We start from the raw sequence: 17,564 nt of genomic DNA, 5'->3' as shown, positions 1-17,564 counted from the left end.
GTCACGCCGCCGTAGAGGGCGAACGTGGCCGGCGTGACGGGAACGGCCACCTCGAGGACGGTGATCTCCTCGAGGTCCGTCATAACCGGCAGGGCGTAGCCGAGGATGGCGCCGAAGGTGGCGGTGGCGGCGATCAGTACGAGACAGAGGCCGCCGACCACGCGGCGACCGCCCAGTCGTCGATCGGCAGTCACGGTCGCCCGTTCGCGGCGCGTCCCCGAGGTCCTTGCGCTTCGTCTCGAGCAGCGCGAGCGCGTTCGATCGTTACCTCGGACCCGTCGGTCTCGCGAGCCCCAAAATTATTTGGCCGCACTTGTTTCGACGATGTCGTCGTACGAACGAGCACGGCAGGGTCGGCGACACCGGACTCCCCGTGCCGCGCCCTGCCGTCGCATTCCCACTCCCATCCCATCCCCATCCCACTGCCTGTGTCGCGCCGACCGCTGCCGGCGCGACACCACCGATCCGCGCGAATGACATCGGCGCGTTCGCGTGCCACCACTCGTTTTTTACCCGGCGTCGTCGTACGCTCGAAGCAACGTAGCCGTGGACTCCGAACCAACCGACGCTACCGGTCCCGACGCCACTGCCGACACCGACGAGTCGCACCGACGGCTCGCCGAGAAGGAACTGTTCCTGTTGCTACTCGTCGGTATCGCCCTCCTGATGGCGCTACTGGGGTTCATGCTCATCGTCACCTGAGGCTCGCGTCGAGAACGGCGGCCGCGGGCCGATATCGGCCGTCGGGGTCAGTCCTTCTTCTGGTCTATCGTCGTCGTATCGTGATACGTGCGGTCGTCCCGTTCGATCACGCGCGCCGCGTAGTAGGTGACGAAGCCCAGCGTCGCGATCATCGACAGCAGGATCGCGAACTGGATCGTCGACTGGAGCGGTTCGATCCCCCACGGGTTGAACACCGCGAAGAGCGCGACGAAGAACACCATGATCGCGAGGGGAATCAGGTTGACCGCGAGATCGAGCGTGATTTCGGCGTCGAATGCGCGTCGGCTCATGGATATCTGTTAGCGGCGTTAGCGGCGTCGGTAGTGGACGATCACCGTTCCGACAACCGTCACGATCCCGGCGATCGCGATCGCGAGGCCGCGGGTGGTGAGCCCGGTCAGTCCGTCGGTCGCTGCGGGGGCGACGGTGTCGGTTCCGAGCGCGTACAGCGTGCCGCCGCCGAGCGCGAAGACCGCGCCGAAGCCCATCGCGACCGGCAACGGGTCGGCGACGTGGTCCGACTCGGCGAGGATCCCCGCGACGCTGGCGGCGAACAGCACGAGTCCGCCGACCGCGACCGGGAGGAGGTCGACGACGATGCCGACCTCCGACCCAGCGAGTCCGATCGCGACCAGCACGGGCCACGGGCTCGCCGTCGGCCGCTCGCGATCGCGCTCGCCGCGGTCGTTCGCACTCGAGTGATCGACCATCGACGAACGGCTACCACGTCCCGCTAGTAGTAGCTAGGGTCGCCCGTCGGAACCGAAGACAGTCACCGAAACCNGCGCTCGCCGCGGTCGTTCGCACTCGAGTGATCGACCATCGACGAACGGCTACCACGTCCCGCTAGTAGTAGCTAGGGTCGCCCGTCGGAACCGAAGACAGTCACCGAAACCGATAGAACGAGACGCTCGAGACGACGCTGCGATTGAGACGTGTCGGAGCGAGACGCCGTCGATCCGCGCTGCCCTCGCCGCTCACTCCTCGCGCTCGATGACGAACTCAGTGAACGCGTGGAGTTTCTGGGTCGTCTCCGCGTCGAACTCGAGGCGATCGACCTCCACCCGGGCCCGGGCGGCCAGCTCGAGGGCGCGCTCGCGGGCGTACTCGAGGCTGCCGGCGTCCTCGATGATCGCGAGGGCCTCGGCGATCTCCGCGTCGGTGTTGGACTCCGCGGCGAGGAGCTTCTGCAGTCGTCGGGCCCGCTCGGGGTCGCTCTCCTGGATCGCGTGGATGACCAGCAGCGTCTGCTTGCCCTCGCGAATGTCGTTACCGAACGCCTTGCCGAAGTCGCCGGCCCGGCCCAGCGAGTGCTCGACGTCCAAGATGTCGTCGCCGATCTGGAAGGCGACGGCGGTCAGCTCCGCGTACCGCGCGACGGCCGCCTCGACGTCGTCGGGTTGGTCGGTGATGATCGCCGCGAGTCGGGCCACGATCCGGGCGAGACAGCCGGTCTTACACGCGCACATCTCGAGGTACTCGTCGGTGGTAACCCGCACGTCGTCCTCGTTGTGCCAGCGGATGTCCATCCCCTGACCGAGGTGCGTGCGGTTGAGTTCCGCCACCAGCATCTCGTAGGCGGCGAGCCGTCGCTCCGCCGGGAGGTCGGCGGGGTTCTCGGTCAGGATCTTCAGCGGCAGGAAGTACATCGCGTTGCCGACGTTAAGCGCGATATCCCGCCCGTAGACGCGGTGGAGCGCGCGTTCGCCGCGGCGGATCGTCGCCTCGTCTTCGACGTCGTCGACGATGATCGTCCCGTTGTGGAGGATCTCCGGGATGCAGGCGTAGTCGACGTACGCCGCCGGATCCTCGCCGAACCCCTCGACGAAGACGAGAAAGAGCACCGCGCGCCACCGTTTCCCGCCGCGGTCGAGGAGGTCCCACAGCGGCGTCGACAGCGCCCGCTGGATGGCGTCGGGATCGTACTCGTAGGTCGGATCGCCGAAGAACGATGCGAGGTAGTCGGCGTCGATTTCGCGTGGGACCAGATCGGCGATCGCCTCGTCGATGGCCGGCCGCCACTCGGCAAGCGTCTCCCGCATACTCGTTCCGAGAGGGAGGGGCGTGAAAAAGATTCGCAGTTTGTCTTGTCAACTTCGAAAGGATGAACCGCTCTCGTTCGCTCTCTGCACGGGTCGGGACTCGAGCGGTACAGTTTCCTGGCCGGCAGTCCACAGCGGAGGTATGACCGACTGGATCGGCAACGTCTTCACGAGCGACGTCGGGTGGACCCACCTCGAGCGCCTCGTCGATATCGGAACGCGGATGGCCGGCAGCGACGGCGAGCGCGAGGCCGCCGAACTGACTCGCGACGCGCTGGCCGACGCCGGCGCCCGGAACGCCCGCCTCGAGTCCTTCGACATTCAGGGCTGGACGCGCGAGGGGAGCGAGATCACCGCGGGCGAGACGAGTCAGAACTGCATCGCCCTGCCGCGCAGCCCTGCCGACCGCGCGACGGCGCCGCTGGTCGACCTCGGCTATGGGCTCCCCGCGGACTTCGAGGAAACCGACCTCGAGGGGAAGATCGCGATGGTCCGCAGCGACATCCCGGACTACTACGATCGCTACCTCCACCGCCGGGAAAAGTACTACCACGCCGTCGAGAACGGCGCGGTGGGGTTCGTCTACCGGAACCACGTCGAGGGCTGTCTGCCGCCGACGGGGAGCGTCGGAACCGACGATGACCCCATCGGCGAAATTCCGGCCGTCGGCGTCTCGAGCGAGGTCGGCGTGCGACTGGCCCGCCGGTTCGACGGCGAGGAGATCGAACTGACCGTCGAGGCCGACATCGGCCCGGCGACGAGCCAGAACGTCCACGCCGAACTGGGGCCCGACACCGACGAGCGCGTGCTGGTGACGAGCCACGTCGACGCCCACGACATCGCGGAGGGCGCCGTCGACAACGGCGCCGGGACCGCGATGGTCGTCGAACTCGCGAACGCGCTCGCAAAACGGGAAGACGACCTCGAGACCCGCGTCGAGTTCGTCGCCTACGGCGCCGAGGAGGTGGGGCTGGTCGGTTCGAATTACCACGCCGAGCGGGCGGACCACGACGAGATTACGGCCATCGTCAACAACGACGGCGTCGTCAGCGATCGGACGCTGTCACTGACGACCCACGGCTTCGACGGCCTCGAGGCGGCCGCCGACGAGGTCGCCGACCGCTACGATCACCCGGTCGAGACGGTGCCGAAGCTCGGCCCCCACAGCGACCACTGGCCGTTCGTGCAGTGGGGGGTCCCCGGCTATCACGTCAAATCGACGTCGGACGAGGTCGGCCGCGGCTGGGGCCACACGTTCGCCGACACGATCGAGAAACTCGAGCCGCGAACGCTCCGCGAGCAGGCGATCCTGCTGACCGACCTCGTCGTCGAACTCGCTCGCGAGGACGCGACCGTCGAGCACCGCGACCCCGAGGCGATCGCCGCCGACCTCGAGGCCCAGGACCTCGCGGACGGAATGCGGATCACAGGCGACTGGCCCTACGGCGAGCGTTCCGACTGACCGATTCGCGCCGACGCCCCGGTCCACGACGGTTCGACCGGACGCGCAGTGTCGGTCGACGGGGACGGCAGTAACGGTCGGCGGCGACGAGAGAACCCCACGTCTTTTTTCGCACCCGCGCCAACGGCCCGACATGGACGCCGCGTGGTTCGTTGACGAGGAGCCGGTCGTCGGTATCGTCGACGCGAACGCCGACACGGGATCGAGAGCCGACGCCGCCGACGACTCGCTCGCAGACGCGCTCCGACCGACCGTCGCGGATCGCGACGCGACGACCGTCAGCGGCGACGTAGACGACGTTCTCGCAGCGGCGCCCTCGGTTCTCGTGGCGGCCGGCGACGACGACCTTTCGGCGATCGGTCGCGCCGGCGCCGACGCTCCCGTCCTGCCGGTCGGCGACGTCACCGGTATCGACGCCGTCGACCGGGCGCGGGCGCCGGCGGCGCTCGAGGCCGTCCTCGACGGCGAGGCGACCGTCCGTCGACACGCGATTTTGGAACTCGAGGTCGCCGATCGCGGCCGTCGCGGCGACGCCGTCGGATACGATGGCGTGGACGTCGACGTCGACAGCGATTCCGACGGCGCCGAGTTCGACGCCAGCGGCGCCGATACTGACGGCAACGGCGCTGGGACGGACGCGAATAGCGGGGACGCCGGAGCCGACGCAATCCGCGACCGCGCGCTGTTCGACGTCACGCTCGTGACCGACGAACCGGCGCGGATCTCCGAGTACGGCGTCGCGAGCCGCGGCGACTCCGTCGCGAGGTTCCGGGCCGACGGCGTCGTGGTCGCGACGGCGGCCGGTAGCGACGGCTACGCCGGCGCCGTCGACGCGCCCTCCCTCTCGACCGCCGTCGACGCGGTCGCCGTCGCGCCCGTCGCGCCCTTCGTCACCGACACGCGCCGCTGGGTGCTTCCCGACGATCGACTCGAGCTCACGGTCGAACGCGACGAAGGCCCGATCGCGCTCGTCGCCGACGGCCGGCGCGTGACGTCGGTCGGCGTCGACGCGCGGATCGCCGTCTCGGTCGAGGACTCGCTCGAGACCCTCTCCGTCCCCGACGGGGCACTCGAGGGGTGATGTCGATAAACGGGTCGAGAAAAAGCGGCCGGTTTCAGGCACGCGCGCCGACTCGGTCGGGTGCGTCAGCCTTGTTGTTCGCGTACGCGTTGTACGCCGAGAGGACGGCAGTAGCCAGCCCGGAGGCCGCGGTCCCGGTCGCCAGCGTACTGCTCCCCATGTCGATTACGGCGGGCGAGACGAGCAGCCAGAGGCCGAGCAGGACGGCCAGCGACGCGACGCCGACGCTCGCCAGCCGATTCCGAGAGAGGCGGACGAAGTTATAGCCCGCCAGCAGGAAGATCCCCGTCCCGACGAGCGTGTCGTTCCAGATCGCCTGGTCCGTCGCCTCGAAAATGAACGGCGAGGCGACGACGTAGAGCCCGATGATCGCGACGAGGGCACTCAGCCACTGCATCGTGTCCGTGTTGAGGGTGTTTCGGTGGTCCGCTCGCTCGGCCGCGGTACTGTCTCGGTTCGTATCGGTTGGTGTGTCGCTCATGTCTCCATCGGAGGTAGCCGGTACCCGTGCAAAGCGGCCGTGCCTGCGGTTGTCGGTAATCACGGATACCGACCAGTCCTCGATCGAGACGTCCCGGAGACGCCGGTTCAGCACGGCCGAGATGCCACTCGAGGGCGTTCGAGGACGGGTCTCAGCGACGCGAGCGAAAAACGTGCGAGTACCGGCGGTGACGGCGGGTCGTCCTGCGCTGTCTCGTCTCGAGCGATCGGAAACGGCGCGGTGCGCTCGCGACCGGTCGAGCCTAGCTGTTGTACGGCTCTTCGTCCCGGTGGTTGTCCGGGTTCTCCTGCTCGAGGGCGTCGTCGACCCGGTCGTCGGACTTGTGTTCGATGTCCTGGCGTCGCTGCTCTTCGTCCTGGCGTTCGCGGGCCTCCTTTTCCTCTTCGGTGAGTTCCGCTTCCTCGTCTTCGTCCTCCGTGTCCTCGTGAGCCAGTTCGACGTCCCGTCCGTGCTCGTCTTTGCCGGTCTCGTCAGTGTTGTCGGACATATTGATCCCGACTGAGGCTACCGTCGAACCGAGAAAAGGCGTTGGGCTTGCGAAGGTCGGCTAGAACGAATCATTCAGTTGGTCTGCACTCGTCTCGATGACCGTTCACCCTCTGGGCGGGGCGACTCGAGGTAGCACTGGTCGCTCGAGTAGACCAATTTCAGGAGTACCAACCGGCCTGCTACCGTGGCAACAGGGATTCCCACACCCTCCCCAACCGATTTCTGCTCACGGGCGCTACGTGCCCTCTGCTCACGGCCTCCGGCCGTTCGCATGGTATTCGAGACCTCTGGTCTCGCACTATTCGCATGGTTCGCGGAACCTCCGGTTCCGCGCTAACGCTCACTCCCTCCGGTCGTTCACTCATCCACTGTCAGAGCAAGCTCTGACAAGCCTTCGTTCACTTTGTTCACGAAGACCTCGCACGGAGTTATCGGCCAGTCTCGTGAGCACTCGACTAGCCGCCAGCGCGCGCCACCGTATGGCGAGAAGTCGGCTCAGATCGCAATCCAACTCGAGATCCTACCACGGCTCGCCGGAAGCGAGGTCGATCTCGCTGTCGCCCTTCTCGGAGGGACAGATATCGGCCAGCACGCAGTCGCTGCAGTCGGGGTTGCGGGCGGTGCAGGTCGCGCGGCCGTGGTCGATACAGAGGTGGGTGAACTGCTGCCAGTAGCCCTCGGGGACGATCCCCATCAGGTCCTGTTCGATCGCTTCGGGACGCTGCTCCTCGGTCAGCCCGAGTCGGCGCGAGAGCCGCTGGACGTGCGTGTCGACGACGATCCCCTCGACCACGTCGTGGCCGTGCTGGAGGACGACGTTGGCCGTCTTCCGGCCGACGCCCGACAGCTCCGTCAGCTCGTCCATCGTGTCCGGCACCTTGCCGTCGTGCTCCTCGAGGATCGTCCGGCAGGAACTCTTGATGTAGCCCGCCTTGCTGTTGTAGTAGGTGATCGAGTTCAGGTCCTCCGCGAGTTCGTCCTCCGGCGCGTCGGCGTAGTCCTCGGCGCCGTCGTACTTTTCGAAGAGATGTTTCGTTTCCTTGTTGACGCGCTCGTCGGTACACTGCGCCGAGAGGATCACCGCGATCAGCAACTCCAGTCGGTTCGAGTACCGCAGCGAGATCGTCGAGTCCGGATACGCCTCCTCGAGGCGGTCGACGACCTCTTCGGCCTGCGCCTCGCGGCTCTCGAGTGGGGTTCCCATCGAGCGTTCGTTGCGAGAGCGTCCATTTGAGGTGTTCGGTTCGCGCCGATCGAGCCCGCGGATCGACGACCGACGACGGCGAACCGACGCCGGACAGCCGCTTTATTTCGCAGAACGAAACTGTTATTCGTACACCTATCCGAGGGCAGACCAACCTCGGACGCGGACGATCGAACTGCGGCCGACGCGCTACGCCGACGGAGGGCGCTCGCAGTCGTCCGGAACCGCACCACAGGCTCACAATGCCATCGCAAAACGATTCCACCAATACCGTCGAGTCGACGGACGAAGCCGAAACCGACGTCCTCGAAGCGCTGTTGCTCGACCTCTGGGCCGACGAGTCCGGCCGCGGACGGCGGCGCTCCGCGAGGCGCTCGCGCTCGAGGAGGGCGACCTCGACGTCGATCCGGATGCCGTTCCCGACGCGCCACCGGCCGCGGAGACCGCGCTGTCGGAGCTGCGGACCGACATCGCGGAGACCGCCGCGGAGGTCGACACGTTGCGGACGGAGCTCGACGCCGTCGAGTCGACGGCGGACCTGCGGGCCCGCCTCGAGAACACTATCGAGCCCCGCCTCGAGGAACTCTCCCGCCGGCTCACGGACCTCGACGAGCGACTGGCCGAACAGCGGACCGAGACGGAGGGGGTTCGAAGCGAGTTCCACTCGATGCGCAACTCGGTCGAGACGCGCGTCGACGACAACGACGCGCGCCTCGAGCGCACGGACGATCGACTGACCGACGTGGAGGCGCGCCTCGAGACCGTCGAGACGAGTCTCGACGACCGGGCCGCGGCGCTAGAGGAGCGAATCGACGGTCTCGTAGCCCGTCTCGACCGCGAGACCGTTCTGCTCCGCTCGCGGCTCTCGCAGGAGCTCGACCGCGTCGACGACGACGTGGAGGCGCTGTCGACCGACGTCGACGCGCTCGAGACACAACTGGAGGCCCTCGAGCAGGACCTCGAGGCCCTCCGGGCGTGGCGCCGGTCGATGCAAGAGACGTCTCAGTGAGGCGTTCGTCCGGATATCGGCGACCTGTCGGTACCCCGCCGACGTCGGCTCGTCGCGCGTCTCCGATCGGATGCCGTGACCTTTAAGCGGTCTTCATCCGCCTATCCGGGTATGAAAGCCACCGCCATGGCCCACCCGATTCAGGGGTTGGTCAAGTATCACGGGATGCGAGACGAAATCGAACGGCTCCCGTATCACGACAGCATCAGCCTCTGTACGGCGCCCAGTCACACCCGCACGACCGTCGAGTTCTCGATGGACTACGAGGAGGACACCTTCGTCGTCGACGGCGAGGAACTCGACGGACGGGCCTACGAGCGCGTCGAGGCCGTCGTCGAGAAGGCCCGCTCGAAGTCCGATGCGGCCCACACCGTCTACCCGGTTCGCCTCGAGAGCGAGAACAGCTTCCCCTCTAACGTCGGTCTGGGATCCTCTTCCTCGGGCTTCGCCGCCGCCGCGATGGCGCTGGCCGAGGCCGCCGAACTCGACGCCTCGCGCCAGGAGGTTTCGACGATCGCCCGCGTCGGCTCCGCGTCGGCCGCCCGCGCGGTCACCGGCGCGTTCTCGCAGTTGCACACGGGTCTGAACGACGAGGACTGTCGCTCGCGGCGCATTCCGAGCGACCTCCACGAGGACCTGAAGATCGTCGTCGGCCTCGTCCCCTACCACAAGGAGACCGAGGACGCCCACGAGGAGGCCGCCGACAGCCACATGTTCCAGGCTCGCAACGCCCACATCCACGGCCAGATCGCCGAGATGCGCGACGCCCTGCGGAACAACGAGTTCGATCGGACCTTCGAACTCGCCGAACAGGACTCCCTCTCGCTGGCCGCGACGACGATGACCGGCCCCTCCGGGTGGGTCTACTGGCAGCCCGCCACCCTGAAGATTTTCAATACAGTGCGGGAGCTCCGCGAGGAGGAGGACATCCCCGTCTACTTCTCGACTGACACCGGCGCCAGCGTCTACGTCAACACCACCGAAGAACACGTCGACGAAGTCGAGGAAGCCGTCTCGGACTGCGGCGTCTCCACTACCGTCTGGGATGTCGGCGGCCCCGCGAAGCTGCTGGACGAGGAAAAGCACCTGTTCTAGACGCGGCGATCCGCAGCGGCGCCCGCGATTTGTGTGGTGCCGGGTGATCGAGCGTTTCCTCGATCGAACGGCGTTGAAAGAGTCATATACTGCGTCGAGGTAGTACGTCGGTAGTGGCTCCTATGGTCGACCTCGACAGAGACGATCTGGCGATCCTTCACGTCCTGCAAGACGACGCCCGGAACGCGACGACCGAAGAGATCGGCGCGGACGTCGGCCTCGCGGCGAGCACCGTCGCGTCGCGGATCAACGATCTCGAGGACCGCGGCGTCATCACGGGGTATCGGCCCGCGATCGATTACGAGAAAGCCGGATTCGAACAGCGAACGCTGCTCGTCGGCACGATCTCCGACGAAGTCGACGAGGCGGCGATCGTCGCGGACGTAAGCGAGGTGGAGAACGTCGTCAGCGTCAGACGGTTGCTGGCCGACGAGACCGACCTCCACGTCGAACTCCTGACCGACACCCAGCAGCGGGTGGAGGCGGCCACCGATGAACTCCACGAACTCGGTGTCGAAATCGTGCGGACGAACGTTATCGTCGAGGAGCGTACGCGGCCGTTCGACCAGTTCGGGAAGAAGTATACGACCGACGGCTGAATTTCGGTACGTTCGTTCCGAAACGGGACTGTTTCCCGACGAATGTCGCGCGGGGTTGAAGATGCCGCGGAAAACCGTCCGATCTGCAACGCGCTTTAGGGTCGGTGACCGATAGCTCGACGCGATGTCTGATCAAGTTGGTTCTCCCGACGACCGTCGTCCGCCGAGCGAGAGAGTCGTCGAAGCGGTCGCGACCGCGTCCGGGACGTCGCCGCTGGATTTCGAACCGACGCTCTACGACGCAGTCGACCCCGAGGCGCTCGATTCGCTCGTTCGATCCGGATCGGACGAGCTCCGGATCCGATTCCGATACGGCGGCCACTCCGTCCTCATCACCGGAAACGGCCGCGTCGACGTCTCGGCGCCGAGCGAGGACGCTCCCTCGAGCGAGTGGATCGTTTTCGACGAGTGACGCAGTTCTCGCGAGCACCCGCCGTGCACCTATCCCGCTCGAAGCCGTAGCCGCCGCCATGCACGTCGTCGTCTGCGGCGCGGGCTACGCAGGGCTGACCCTGACGAAGCGACTCGAGTCGTCGCTCCCGTCCGACGTCGACCTCACGCTGGTCGACGAGTCGCCGGACCACCTCGTCCAGCACGAACTCCACCGAGTGATCCGCCGGCCCGGCGTGGCCAACGAGATCCGGCTCTCGCTTCCCGGCGCCGTAGAGCGGACGACGGTTCGCGTCGCGCGCGTCGAGGCGATCGACCGGGACGAACGCGTCGTGTCGCTCTCGGACGGTCGCCTCGAGTACGATATCGCGGCGATCTGTCTCGGCGCGCGGACGGCGTACTACGGGCTCGAAGGAGTCTCTGAACACGGGATTCCGCTAAAGCGTCTCTCGCACGCGCGCCGGATCCGAAAGCGAGCCCGCGAAGCGCTGCGGGCGGACGACGGGGGCCGAATCGTCGTCGGCGGAGCCGGCCTCTCCGGCGTACAGGTCGCGGGCGAACTCGCCGCGCTGGCCCGCGAGGAGTACGGCTCGGCGTCGATCACGCTCCTCGAGCAGCGAGCGCGGATCGCGCCGGGCTTCCCTGCCGACTTCGGGGATGCAGTCGCACGCGCGCTCGAGGACGACGGAATCGAGATCCGAACGGGGACGGCCGTCACCGGAGCCGACGCGGACGGCGTTCGGCTCGAGTCGGACAAACGAGTTTCGTTCGATCTGTTCGTCTGGACCGGCGGCATTCGCGGCGCGGACGCCCTCGAGGGCGAGCGGCCGACCGTCGAAGCGGACCTGCGACTCGACGAGCGGACGGTCGCGCTCGGCGACGCCGCGCGGGTCGTCGACGCCGACGGGGAGGCGGTGCCGGCGAGCGCGCAAGCGGCCGTCCGCGAGGCTCGGACGGCGGCCGAGAATATCGAACGGCTCGTCGCGGCCCGTCGCGACGGCGTCGAGACGTTCGGCCCCGACCTCGAGTCGTTCCGGTTCGAATCGCCGGGCTGGGTCGTCAGCGTCGGCGACGACGCCGTCGCGACGGTCGGCTCGCGGGTCCTCACGGGACGGGCGGCGAAGGCGCTGAAGGCGAGCGTCGGCGTCGGCTACCTCTCCGGCGTCGGCGGCGCCGGCAGCGCGGGCCGGTTCGCCTATCGGGAGTTGCTTCCCGAGCGGTTCCGCGGCCAGTAGTGAAAATACCGATACCCGTCGGTCCGACCCGTCAGTCGATCGAGATCACGACCTTCCCCTGGTGCTCGCCGGCGTCGACGTACCGGTAGGCCTCGCGAACCTCGTCTTCCGAGAAGCCGAAGGTGCGGTCGATCACCGGATCGATCTCGGCGGCCTCGATCGCGCTGTTCATCCGGTCGAACATCGCGCGGCTGCCGACGCCCATCGAGCCCTCGACGGTCAGCGCCTTCTGGAGGATCGGGCCGGGATGGACCTGCCCGTCGGGACCCGAGAGGACGCCGATCAGGTGGACGTGGCCGTCGAACGCCGCGGCTTCGATCGACTGCTGGAGCGTGCCCGGGCCGCCGACCTCGATGACGTGGTCGACGACGCCGACCTCCTCCTGAACGGCCTCGCCCCACTCGGGGGTCTCCTCGTAGTTCAGCGTCCACGTTGCGCCCAGTTCACGGGAGCGTTCGAGCTTCTCGTCGCTCGAGGAAGTGACGAAGACGTCGGCGCCCCGCGTCGTCGCGAACTGGAGCGCGAACGTCGAGACGCCGCCGGTACCAAGCGCTAGCACGGTCTCGTCGGCGGTGAGATCGCCGACCTCCATCAGTTCGCGCCACGCGGTCAGCCCGGCACAGGTGAGCGTCGCGCCCTGCTCGTAGGAGAGGTTCTCCGGGAGTTCGGCGAGCGAGTCGGCGGGGAAGGTGGCGTACTCGGCCAGCGTGCCGTCGATATTGCCGCCCGTCGTCCGGGCGACCTTCTCGGGCGCGACCGGGCCGTCGACCCAGTCGGGGGCGAACGGCGTCGCGACGCGGTCGCCCTCCGAGAGCCGCTCGACCTCGTCGCCGACCGCGACGACCTCGCCGGCGCCGTCGCAAAGCGGGACGACCGGCAGGGCGGCGCCGGGGTATGTGAGGTCCTCGTGGGCGATCGCCAGGTCGCGGTAGTTCAGCGACGCCGCGCGAATCCGAACGAGCGCCTCGTCGGCGTCCGGTTCGGGGCGCTCGCGGTCGATCTGTACGACGCCTTCGTAGTCGCTCGTGGCCTCCTGAACTTCGTAGGCTCGCATCGCTCGAGCCGAGGCGCTCTCGAGACTTCGGTCCTGCGCCCGGCGACCGTGTTACCGCAACTGGGTGCTACCGGCAATCGAAACGGGTGATCGCCGGCCGTCGGCGGGAGCCGCTCGGCGGTCCAGACCTTTTAGTCGTCGGCCAAGTAGGGAGGAGCGATGAGCGACGAGGTCGAACGAACCGACTGGCGACGCGCTTCGGATCGGGAACCGAGACTCGAGGCGCCGAATCTGGGGTCCGCGTTTCGCGGGCCGGTCGGGTTGACTGACGGTTGCGCCCGCTCGCACGATCACCTCGCGCTGCTCTACGAGAGTCGCGACGAGCAGTTCGACGCCGTGATTCCGTTCGTCCGGCGTGGACTGGAGGACGGCGAGCGGTGTCTGTACCTCGCCGACGAGACCGGCCGGGACGAGATCTGCGACGCGCTTCGCGACGCCGGCGTCGACGTCGACGAGGCGCTGGAATCCAGCGCGCTGGTGATCACCGACATCGAAGACGCCTATCTGCGGGACGGCTCGTTCGATCTCGAGGCGTCGCTGGAGCTGCTCGAGACGTTCGTCGCGGAGTCGACCGTCGATTTCGAGGGGGCCCGGGTGACCGCCGAGGAGACGTGGCTGTTGCGAGCGATCGAGGACGCCGACGAGTTCGTGGCGCTGGAAGCGCGGGTGAACGACCGTCTCCGCGGCGAGAACTGTACCCTTCTCTGTCAGTACGACCGCGAGCGGTTCCCCGCGCCCGTCCTTGAGGACGTCATCAAGACGCATCCCCGGCTCGTCTCCGACGGGAAAGTTTCGGAGAATTTCTACTACACGCCCCCCGCGACGTTCTTCGACGGCGAGAAGCCGGCGGCGACGGTCGACCGGATGATCCGGACCGTACACGAGCGCACCGACGCGAAGACGGCGGTCCGCGAACACCGGAACTACCTCCGCGAACTCTACGAGACGACGGCCGACGCCGATCTCTCCTTCGAGGAACGGGTCGAGCGACTGCTGGAACTGGGCTGCGAGCGATTCGACCTCAGGGGCGGCGCGCTGGCTCACCTCCCGACCTGGGACGACAACTTCCGGGCGGAAGTGACGGTCGGCCCCGACATGGGCGACCTCGAGGGGGAGTTACCGATCCAGCCCGCCGACGGGAACTTCTGCCGGAAGGCCATCGACTGGGACGAGCCGACCGCCGTCCCCGATGTCGTCGCCGCCGGCTGGGACGACGACCCCGTCTTCGAGGAGTTCGGCTTGGCGACCTACTTCGGCATCCGCGTCACCGCCGGCACCGAACCCTACGGCACGTTCTGGTTCTACGATACGGAGCCGCGCGACCGGCCGTTTACCGACGCCGAGCGGACGTTCCTCGAGTTGATGGGCCAGTGGATCAGCACCGAACTCGAGCGCCGCCGGCGCGAGGAGTTTCTCCGCACGAGCTACGAGATCACGTCGGATCCCGACCTCGCCTTCGCGGAGAAGATCGAGCGACTGCTCGAGCACGGCCGCGAGTGGTTCGGCTGCGACGTCGGCTACTTCACCGCCGTCGACGCCGAGACCGATCGCTTCGAGATCGTCGAGGCGGTCGGCTCCCACGACCGGATCCGGACGGGCGGCGGCGGTTCGCTGTCGGGAACGTACTGCAAGAAGGTCGTCGACGCGGGCGAGTCGGTGGGCGTCCACGACGCCGTCGACGCGGGCTGGGAGGGCGGCCGCGCCTACGACACGTACGGGCTCGACGCCTTCCTCGGGACGACGCTGGAGGTCGACGGCGAACAGTACGGAACGCTGTGTTTCGGTTCGGAAACGCCCCGAGAGGGGCCGTTCACCGAGACGGAGTACACGTTCATCGACCTCATCAGCCAGTGGGTCAGTACCGAACTCGAGCGCCGGCGGGACGAGCGAACTCAGCGGGAACTGTACGAGATCACCGCCGATCCGGACCGATCGTTCGACCAGCAACTCCAGGCGGTCCTGGACCTGGGCTGCGAGCGATTCGACATGGAACTGGGCGGGGTCGCGACGGTCGATCCGGCGGCCGATCGGTTCGAGGTCGAGACCACGAACGGCGACCACGAGTACCTCACGCCGGGCGAGCCGTATCCCCTCTCCCAGACGTACTGCGAGGCGCCCATCGACGAGGAGGGAACCCGTACGATTACCGATCCCGTCGAGACGGGATTCGACGGCAAACTGTGCTACGAGCGCTTCGGCATCCGGGCGTATCTCGGCACCCACCTCGAGATCGAGGGGAGCCCCGACCGGACCTTCTGGTTCGTCTCGACCGAGCCCCGCGAGGAGTTCTCGGAGGCCGAACGCACGTTACACCACCTGATGGGCCAGTGGGTGAAGTACGAACTCGATCGCCAGCAGTACGAACGAGACCTCGAGGAGACGGTCGACCGACTCCAGCAGTCCAACGACCGGCTCAAGCAGTTCGCCTACGCCGCCTCCCACGACCTCCAGGAACCCCTGCGGATGATCTCGAGCTACCTGCAACTGCTCGAGAACCGGTATAAGAACGACCTCGACGGCGAGGCCCGGGAGTTCATCGAGTTCGCGGTCGACGGCGCCGACCGCATGCGCGAGATGATCGACGATCTGCTGGCCTTCTCGCGGGTCGAACACGCCGACGGCGAGTTCGAGCCCGTCGACTGTACGGAAGTGCTAGATCGCGTCCAGGACGACCTGCAGTTACGGATCGCGGAGAACGACGTCGAGATCCTCGTCGACTCGCTGCCGACGGTCCGCGCCGACGTCGACCAACTCGAGCAACTGTTCAGCAACCTCGTTTCGAACGGGATCAAGTACAACGAGAGCGCGGTGCCCCGGGTCGAGGTGAGCGCCGCGGACCGGGACGACCGCTGGGAGTTCGCGGTCGCCGACAACGGGATCGGCATCGAGCCGGAGAAGACCGATCGCATCTTCGAGGTGTTCAAGCGCCTCCACCACGACGACGAGTATCCGGGCACCGGGATCGGCCTCTCGCTGTGCCAGGAGATCGCCGAGAATCACGGCGGCGATATTCGCGTCGAGTCCGAACCCGGCTCGGGGTCGACGTTCTACATCACGCTTCCGAAACGAAACCTCGAGTGAATCGACGCCGATCGGTCGGCGAAACAGGTGAAATCGGGGTTCAGGGGACGAACGCGACGAGCGACTCGTCCCGCGACACGTCACGGCGCTCGAACGGAGCGGACCGCTCGCATCGCCGCGCTCATCGCTATGAGCGCGGCCACGGCGATCGCGATCCACTGGCCGGTCTGGGTCGCGAGCGCGGCAGCGGTCATGCCAAGGAGGTCGATGCCGAACGCTCGACTCAGCGCGTACAGGACAACGGCGAGACCGACGACGGCGACGACGGTCTGCAGTACGGTCGACAGCAGCCATCGCCCTGGTGGGGGTGCGGTCTCACCCGGTTGCGCCGCTCGATTGCCACCTCGGGATCGGTCGCCATCGGGCTGTCGTGACATGGAGTATCACCCGTTTCGTCGTCGCCCGGCGTCGGCATTTATTATCCGGCGCATACCACGATACGGGTGAGGGATCGACCGGCGTCAGGTCCAGCGGTCCAGCCCCGTCTGCGTGACGCTCTCCTCGATGCGCTCGAAGCCGCGGTCGACCTCGCTCTCGGCGACGGCCCACTCCTCGCAGACGAACTCGCGGGCGGCCTCGAGATCCGGATCGAGGTCCGTGTCGAACTCGTACTCGTCGGTCACGTCGGGGTCGCGGAACAGCTGTCTGACCCTGTCTCTTATACACATCTCTGAGNTGTGATCGCCGAGATTGCCGTCTTCGGGCCGATCCCCGAGACGCCCTCGTTGAAGTCCGTCCCGATGAGGATCGCCGCGTCGATCAGTTGCTCTAGGGTGAGGCCGTGGTGCTCGAGGGTCGCCTCGAGATCCATCAGTTCGGGATCGCCCTTGCTCGTCAGCTGGCGCAGCGTCCGGGGCGAGCCGAAGAGGAGGGCGTCGTAGTCCTCCGACCCCACGTAGTCGGCGTCGCCGCGGCGGACCATGTGGGCCGCCTGAGCCTCCCCCTCCGCGGGCGCCTCGACGATCGGCACGTCGAGCCGTCGGAGCAGTTCGCGGCTGGTCTCCTGGATCGTCGGCGTCAGCCGCTGGGTTCGGGACTCGAGTTGCGCGACGGCGACCTGATCGCCTTCCTCGCGGGCGACCTCGAGTTGCTCCTCGTAGGTGCGACGCTGGTCGCGGCGGGACTCGATCTCGTCTTCCTTGAGTTCGGAGGGACCGCCGTCGAAGACCATCACCGGCGTGATGTCGTTCTCGAAGAACTTGGGCAGCCCCTGGACGATGCCGACGAGGTTGGCGACCTCGGTGCCGTCGGCGGTCGTATACACGTCGCTGTCCGTCCACTTGACCGTCGTCGTCAGATAGCGGTAGAGCCAGTTGTGGGCGTCGACGGCGACGATGCCCTCGATCTCGGAGAAGGGGAGCTCCTCGATGACGGCGATGTCGCGGAGTGCTGCGTTTCCCATTACCGGTCCCTTGGGAGGACTGGGATTTGTATCATTGGCTTCCGAGCGACTCCGCCGTTCGGTTTCGACCGGCGGGCGTCGGTCCGCTCGCGGCGCTTCGGATTACAGCGTCGCGCTGTGGGGATCGCGGTCCGCGTACCCCGTCCCGAATCGATTACGATCCGCGATAATCTTTTCACCCTCGCCCTCATTTCTT

The 17,564-nt window shown here is 67.2% G+C and carries 18 protein-coding genes and 1 pseudogene; 9 read left to right on the top strand and 10 right to left on the bottom strand.

Features of this window, described 5'->3' with window-relative positions; all coding sequences use genetic code 11:
* A partial coding sequence (locus tag C477_RS01835) for a DUF7520 family protein (protein ID WP_449404390.1) occupies positions 1-194 on the bottom strand: 194 nt, incomplete at its 3' end.
* Between the two features lie 352 nt (positions 195-546).
* Here C477_RS01835 and C477_RS23930 point away from each other — a divergent pair.
* Positions 547-702, top strand: coding sequence for a hypothetical protein (locus C477_RS23930; protein WP_008892725.1), 156 nt, complete (start codon positions 547-549; stop codon positions 700-702).
* Positions 703-749: 47 nt separating this feature from the next.
* On the opposite strand, the gene C477_RS01830 is transcribed toward C477_RS23930, so the two are convergent.
* From C477_RS01830 to C477_RS01820, 3 genes are all read right to left on the bottom strand, one after another.
* Positions 750-1,013 carry a DUF6684 family protein gene (locus C477_RS01830; RefSeq protein ID WP_008892724.1) on the bottom strand — a complete coding sequence of 88 codons (264 nt, stop codon included), beginning with the start codon at positions 1,011-1,013 and terminating at the stop codon, positions 750-752.
* 18 nt (positions 1,014-1,031) lie between these two features.
* Complete coding sequence (locus C477_RS01825; protein ID WP_008892723.1) at positions 1,032-1,433, bottom strand: DUF7541 family protein; 402 nt, start codon at positions 1,431-1,433, stop codon at positions 1,032-1,034.
* Positions 1,434-1,700: 267 nt separating this feature from the next.
* Complete coding sequence (locus C477_RS01820) at positions 1,701-2,765, bottom strand: polyprenyl synthetase family protein (protein WP_008892722.1); 1,065 nt, start codon at positions 2,763-2,765, stop codon at positions 1,701-1,703.
* A gap of 142 nt (positions 2,766-2,907) precedes the next feature.
* Between C477_RS01820 and C477_RS01815 the strand changes: the two genes are divergently transcribed.
* Positions 2,908-4,227 (top strand): M28 family peptidase, encoded by a 1,320-nt coding sequence (locus C477_RS01815; RefSeq protein WP_008892721.1) that lies wholly within the window; start codon positions 2,908-2,910, stop codon positions 4,225-4,227.
* Between the two features lie 133 nt (positions 4,228-4,360).
* Complete coding sequence (locus C477_RS01810; RefSeq protein WP_008892720.1) at positions 4,361-5,308, top strand: NAD(+)/NADH kinase; 948 nt, start codon at positions 4,361-4,363, stop codon at positions 5,306-5,308.
* 34 nt (positions 5,309-5,342) lie between these two features.
* On the opposite strand, the gene C477_RS01805 is transcribed toward C477_RS01810, so the two are convergent.
* The 3 genes from C477_RS01805 to nth form a co-directional block, all read right to left on the bottom strand.
* A complete protein-coding gene (locus C477_RS01805) occupies positions 5,343-5,789 on the bottom strand; it encodes an SPW repeat domain-containing protein (RefSeq protein ID WP_008892719.1) in 447 nt (148 codons plus the stop codon).
* Positions 5,790-6,051: 262 nt separating this feature from the next.
* Complete coding sequence (locus tag C477_RS01800) at positions 6,052-6,297, bottom strand: hypothetical protein (protein ID WP_008892718.1); 246 nt, start codon at positions 6,295-6,297, stop codon at positions 6,052-6,054.
* Positions 6,298-6,819: 522 nt separating this feature from the next.
* Positions 6,820-7,503 carry an endonuclease III gene (gene nth / locus C477_RS01795; protein ID WP_008892717.1) on the bottom strand — a complete coding sequence of 228 codons (684 nt, stop codon included), beginning with the start codon at positions 7,501-7,503 and terminating at the stop codon, positions 6,820-6,822.
* 499 nt (positions 7,504-8,002) lie between these two features.
* Between nth and C477_RS23345 the strand changes: the two genes are divergently transcribed.
* From C477_RS23345 to C477_RS01770, 5 genes are all read left to right on the top strand, one after another.
* Positions 8,003-8,512 carry a hypothetical protein gene (locus tag C477_RS23345; protein ID WP_152423246.1) on the top strand — a complete coding sequence of 170 codons (510 nt, stop codon included), beginning with the start codon at positions 8,003-8,005 and terminating at the stop codon, positions 8,510-8,512.
* Between the two features lie 111 nt (positions 8,513-8,623).
* Complete coding sequence (gene mvaD, locus C477_RS01785; RefSeq protein ID WP_049914121.1) at positions 8,624-9,607, top strand: phosphomevalonate decarboxylase MvaD; 984 nt, start codon at positions 8,624-8,626, stop codon at positions 9,605-9,607.
* Positions 9,608-9,729: 122 nt separating this feature from the next.
* A complete protein-coding gene (locus C477_RS01780; RefSeq protein ID WP_008892714.1) occupies positions 9,730-10,206 on the top strand; it encodes an Lrp/AsnC family transcriptional regulator in 477 nt (158 codons plus the stop codon).
* A 124-nt stretch (positions 10,207-10,330) separates the two neighbouring features.
* On the top strand, positions 10,331-10,618 hold the full coding sequence (locus C477_RS01775) for a HalOD1 output domain-containing protein (RefSeq protein WP_008892713.1): 288 nt from the start codon (positions 10,331-10,333) through the stop codon (positions 10,616-10,618).
* Positions 10,619-10,676: 58 nt separating this feature from the next.
* Positions 10,677-11,831, top strand: coding sequence for an NAD(P)/FAD-dependent oxidoreductase (locus C477_RS01770; protein WP_008892712.1), 1,155 nt, complete (start codon positions 10,677-10,679; stop codon positions 11,829-11,831).
* 31 nt (positions 11,832-11,862) lie between these two features.
* Here C477_RS01770 and C477_RS01765 read toward each other — a convergent pair whose 3' ends face one another.
* Positions 11,863-12,885: a zinc-dependent alcohol dehydrogenase family protein gene (locus C477_RS01765; RefSeq protein WP_008892711.1), complete on the bottom strand. Its 1,023-nt coding sequence runs from the start codon at positions 12,883-12,885 to the stop codon at positions 11,863-11,865.
* A gap of 159 nt (positions 12,886-13,044) precedes the next feature.
* Here C477_RS01765 and C477_RS01760 point away from each other — a divergent pair, with 159 nt between their 5' ends.
* Complete coding sequence (locus C477_RS01760) at positions 13,045-15,966, top strand: MEDS domain-containing protein (RefSeq protein ID WP_008892710.1); 2,922 nt, start codon at positions 13,045-13,047, stop codon at positions 15,964-15,966.
* Positions 15,967-16,046: 80 nt separating this feature from the next.
* Here C477_RS01760 and C477_RS01755 read toward each other — a convergent pair whose 3' ends face one another.
* Together C477_RS01755 and fen are read right to left on the bottom strand one after the other, a co-directional pair.
* The gene (locus C477_RS01755; protein WP_008892709.1) at positions 16,047-16,343 is read right to left on the bottom strand and encodes a hypothetical protein; all 297 of its coding nucleotides are present in this window, start codon (positions 16,341-16,343) and stop codon (positions 16,047-16,049) included.
* Between the two features lie 84 nt (positions 16,344-16,427).
* Positions 16,428-17,368: pseudogene (fen, locus tag C477_RS01750) on the bottom strand (flap endonuclease-1).
* Positions 17,369-17,564 lie beyond the last annotated feature (196 nt).

The sequence above is a fragment of the Haloterrigena salina JCM 13891 genome, from assembly GCF_000337495.1.
Lineage (GTDB): Archaea > Halobacteriota > Halobacteria > Halobacteriales > Natrialbaceae > Haloterrigena > Haloterrigena salina.
This window is presented reverse-complemented; position numbering and strand designations above follow the sequence as displayed.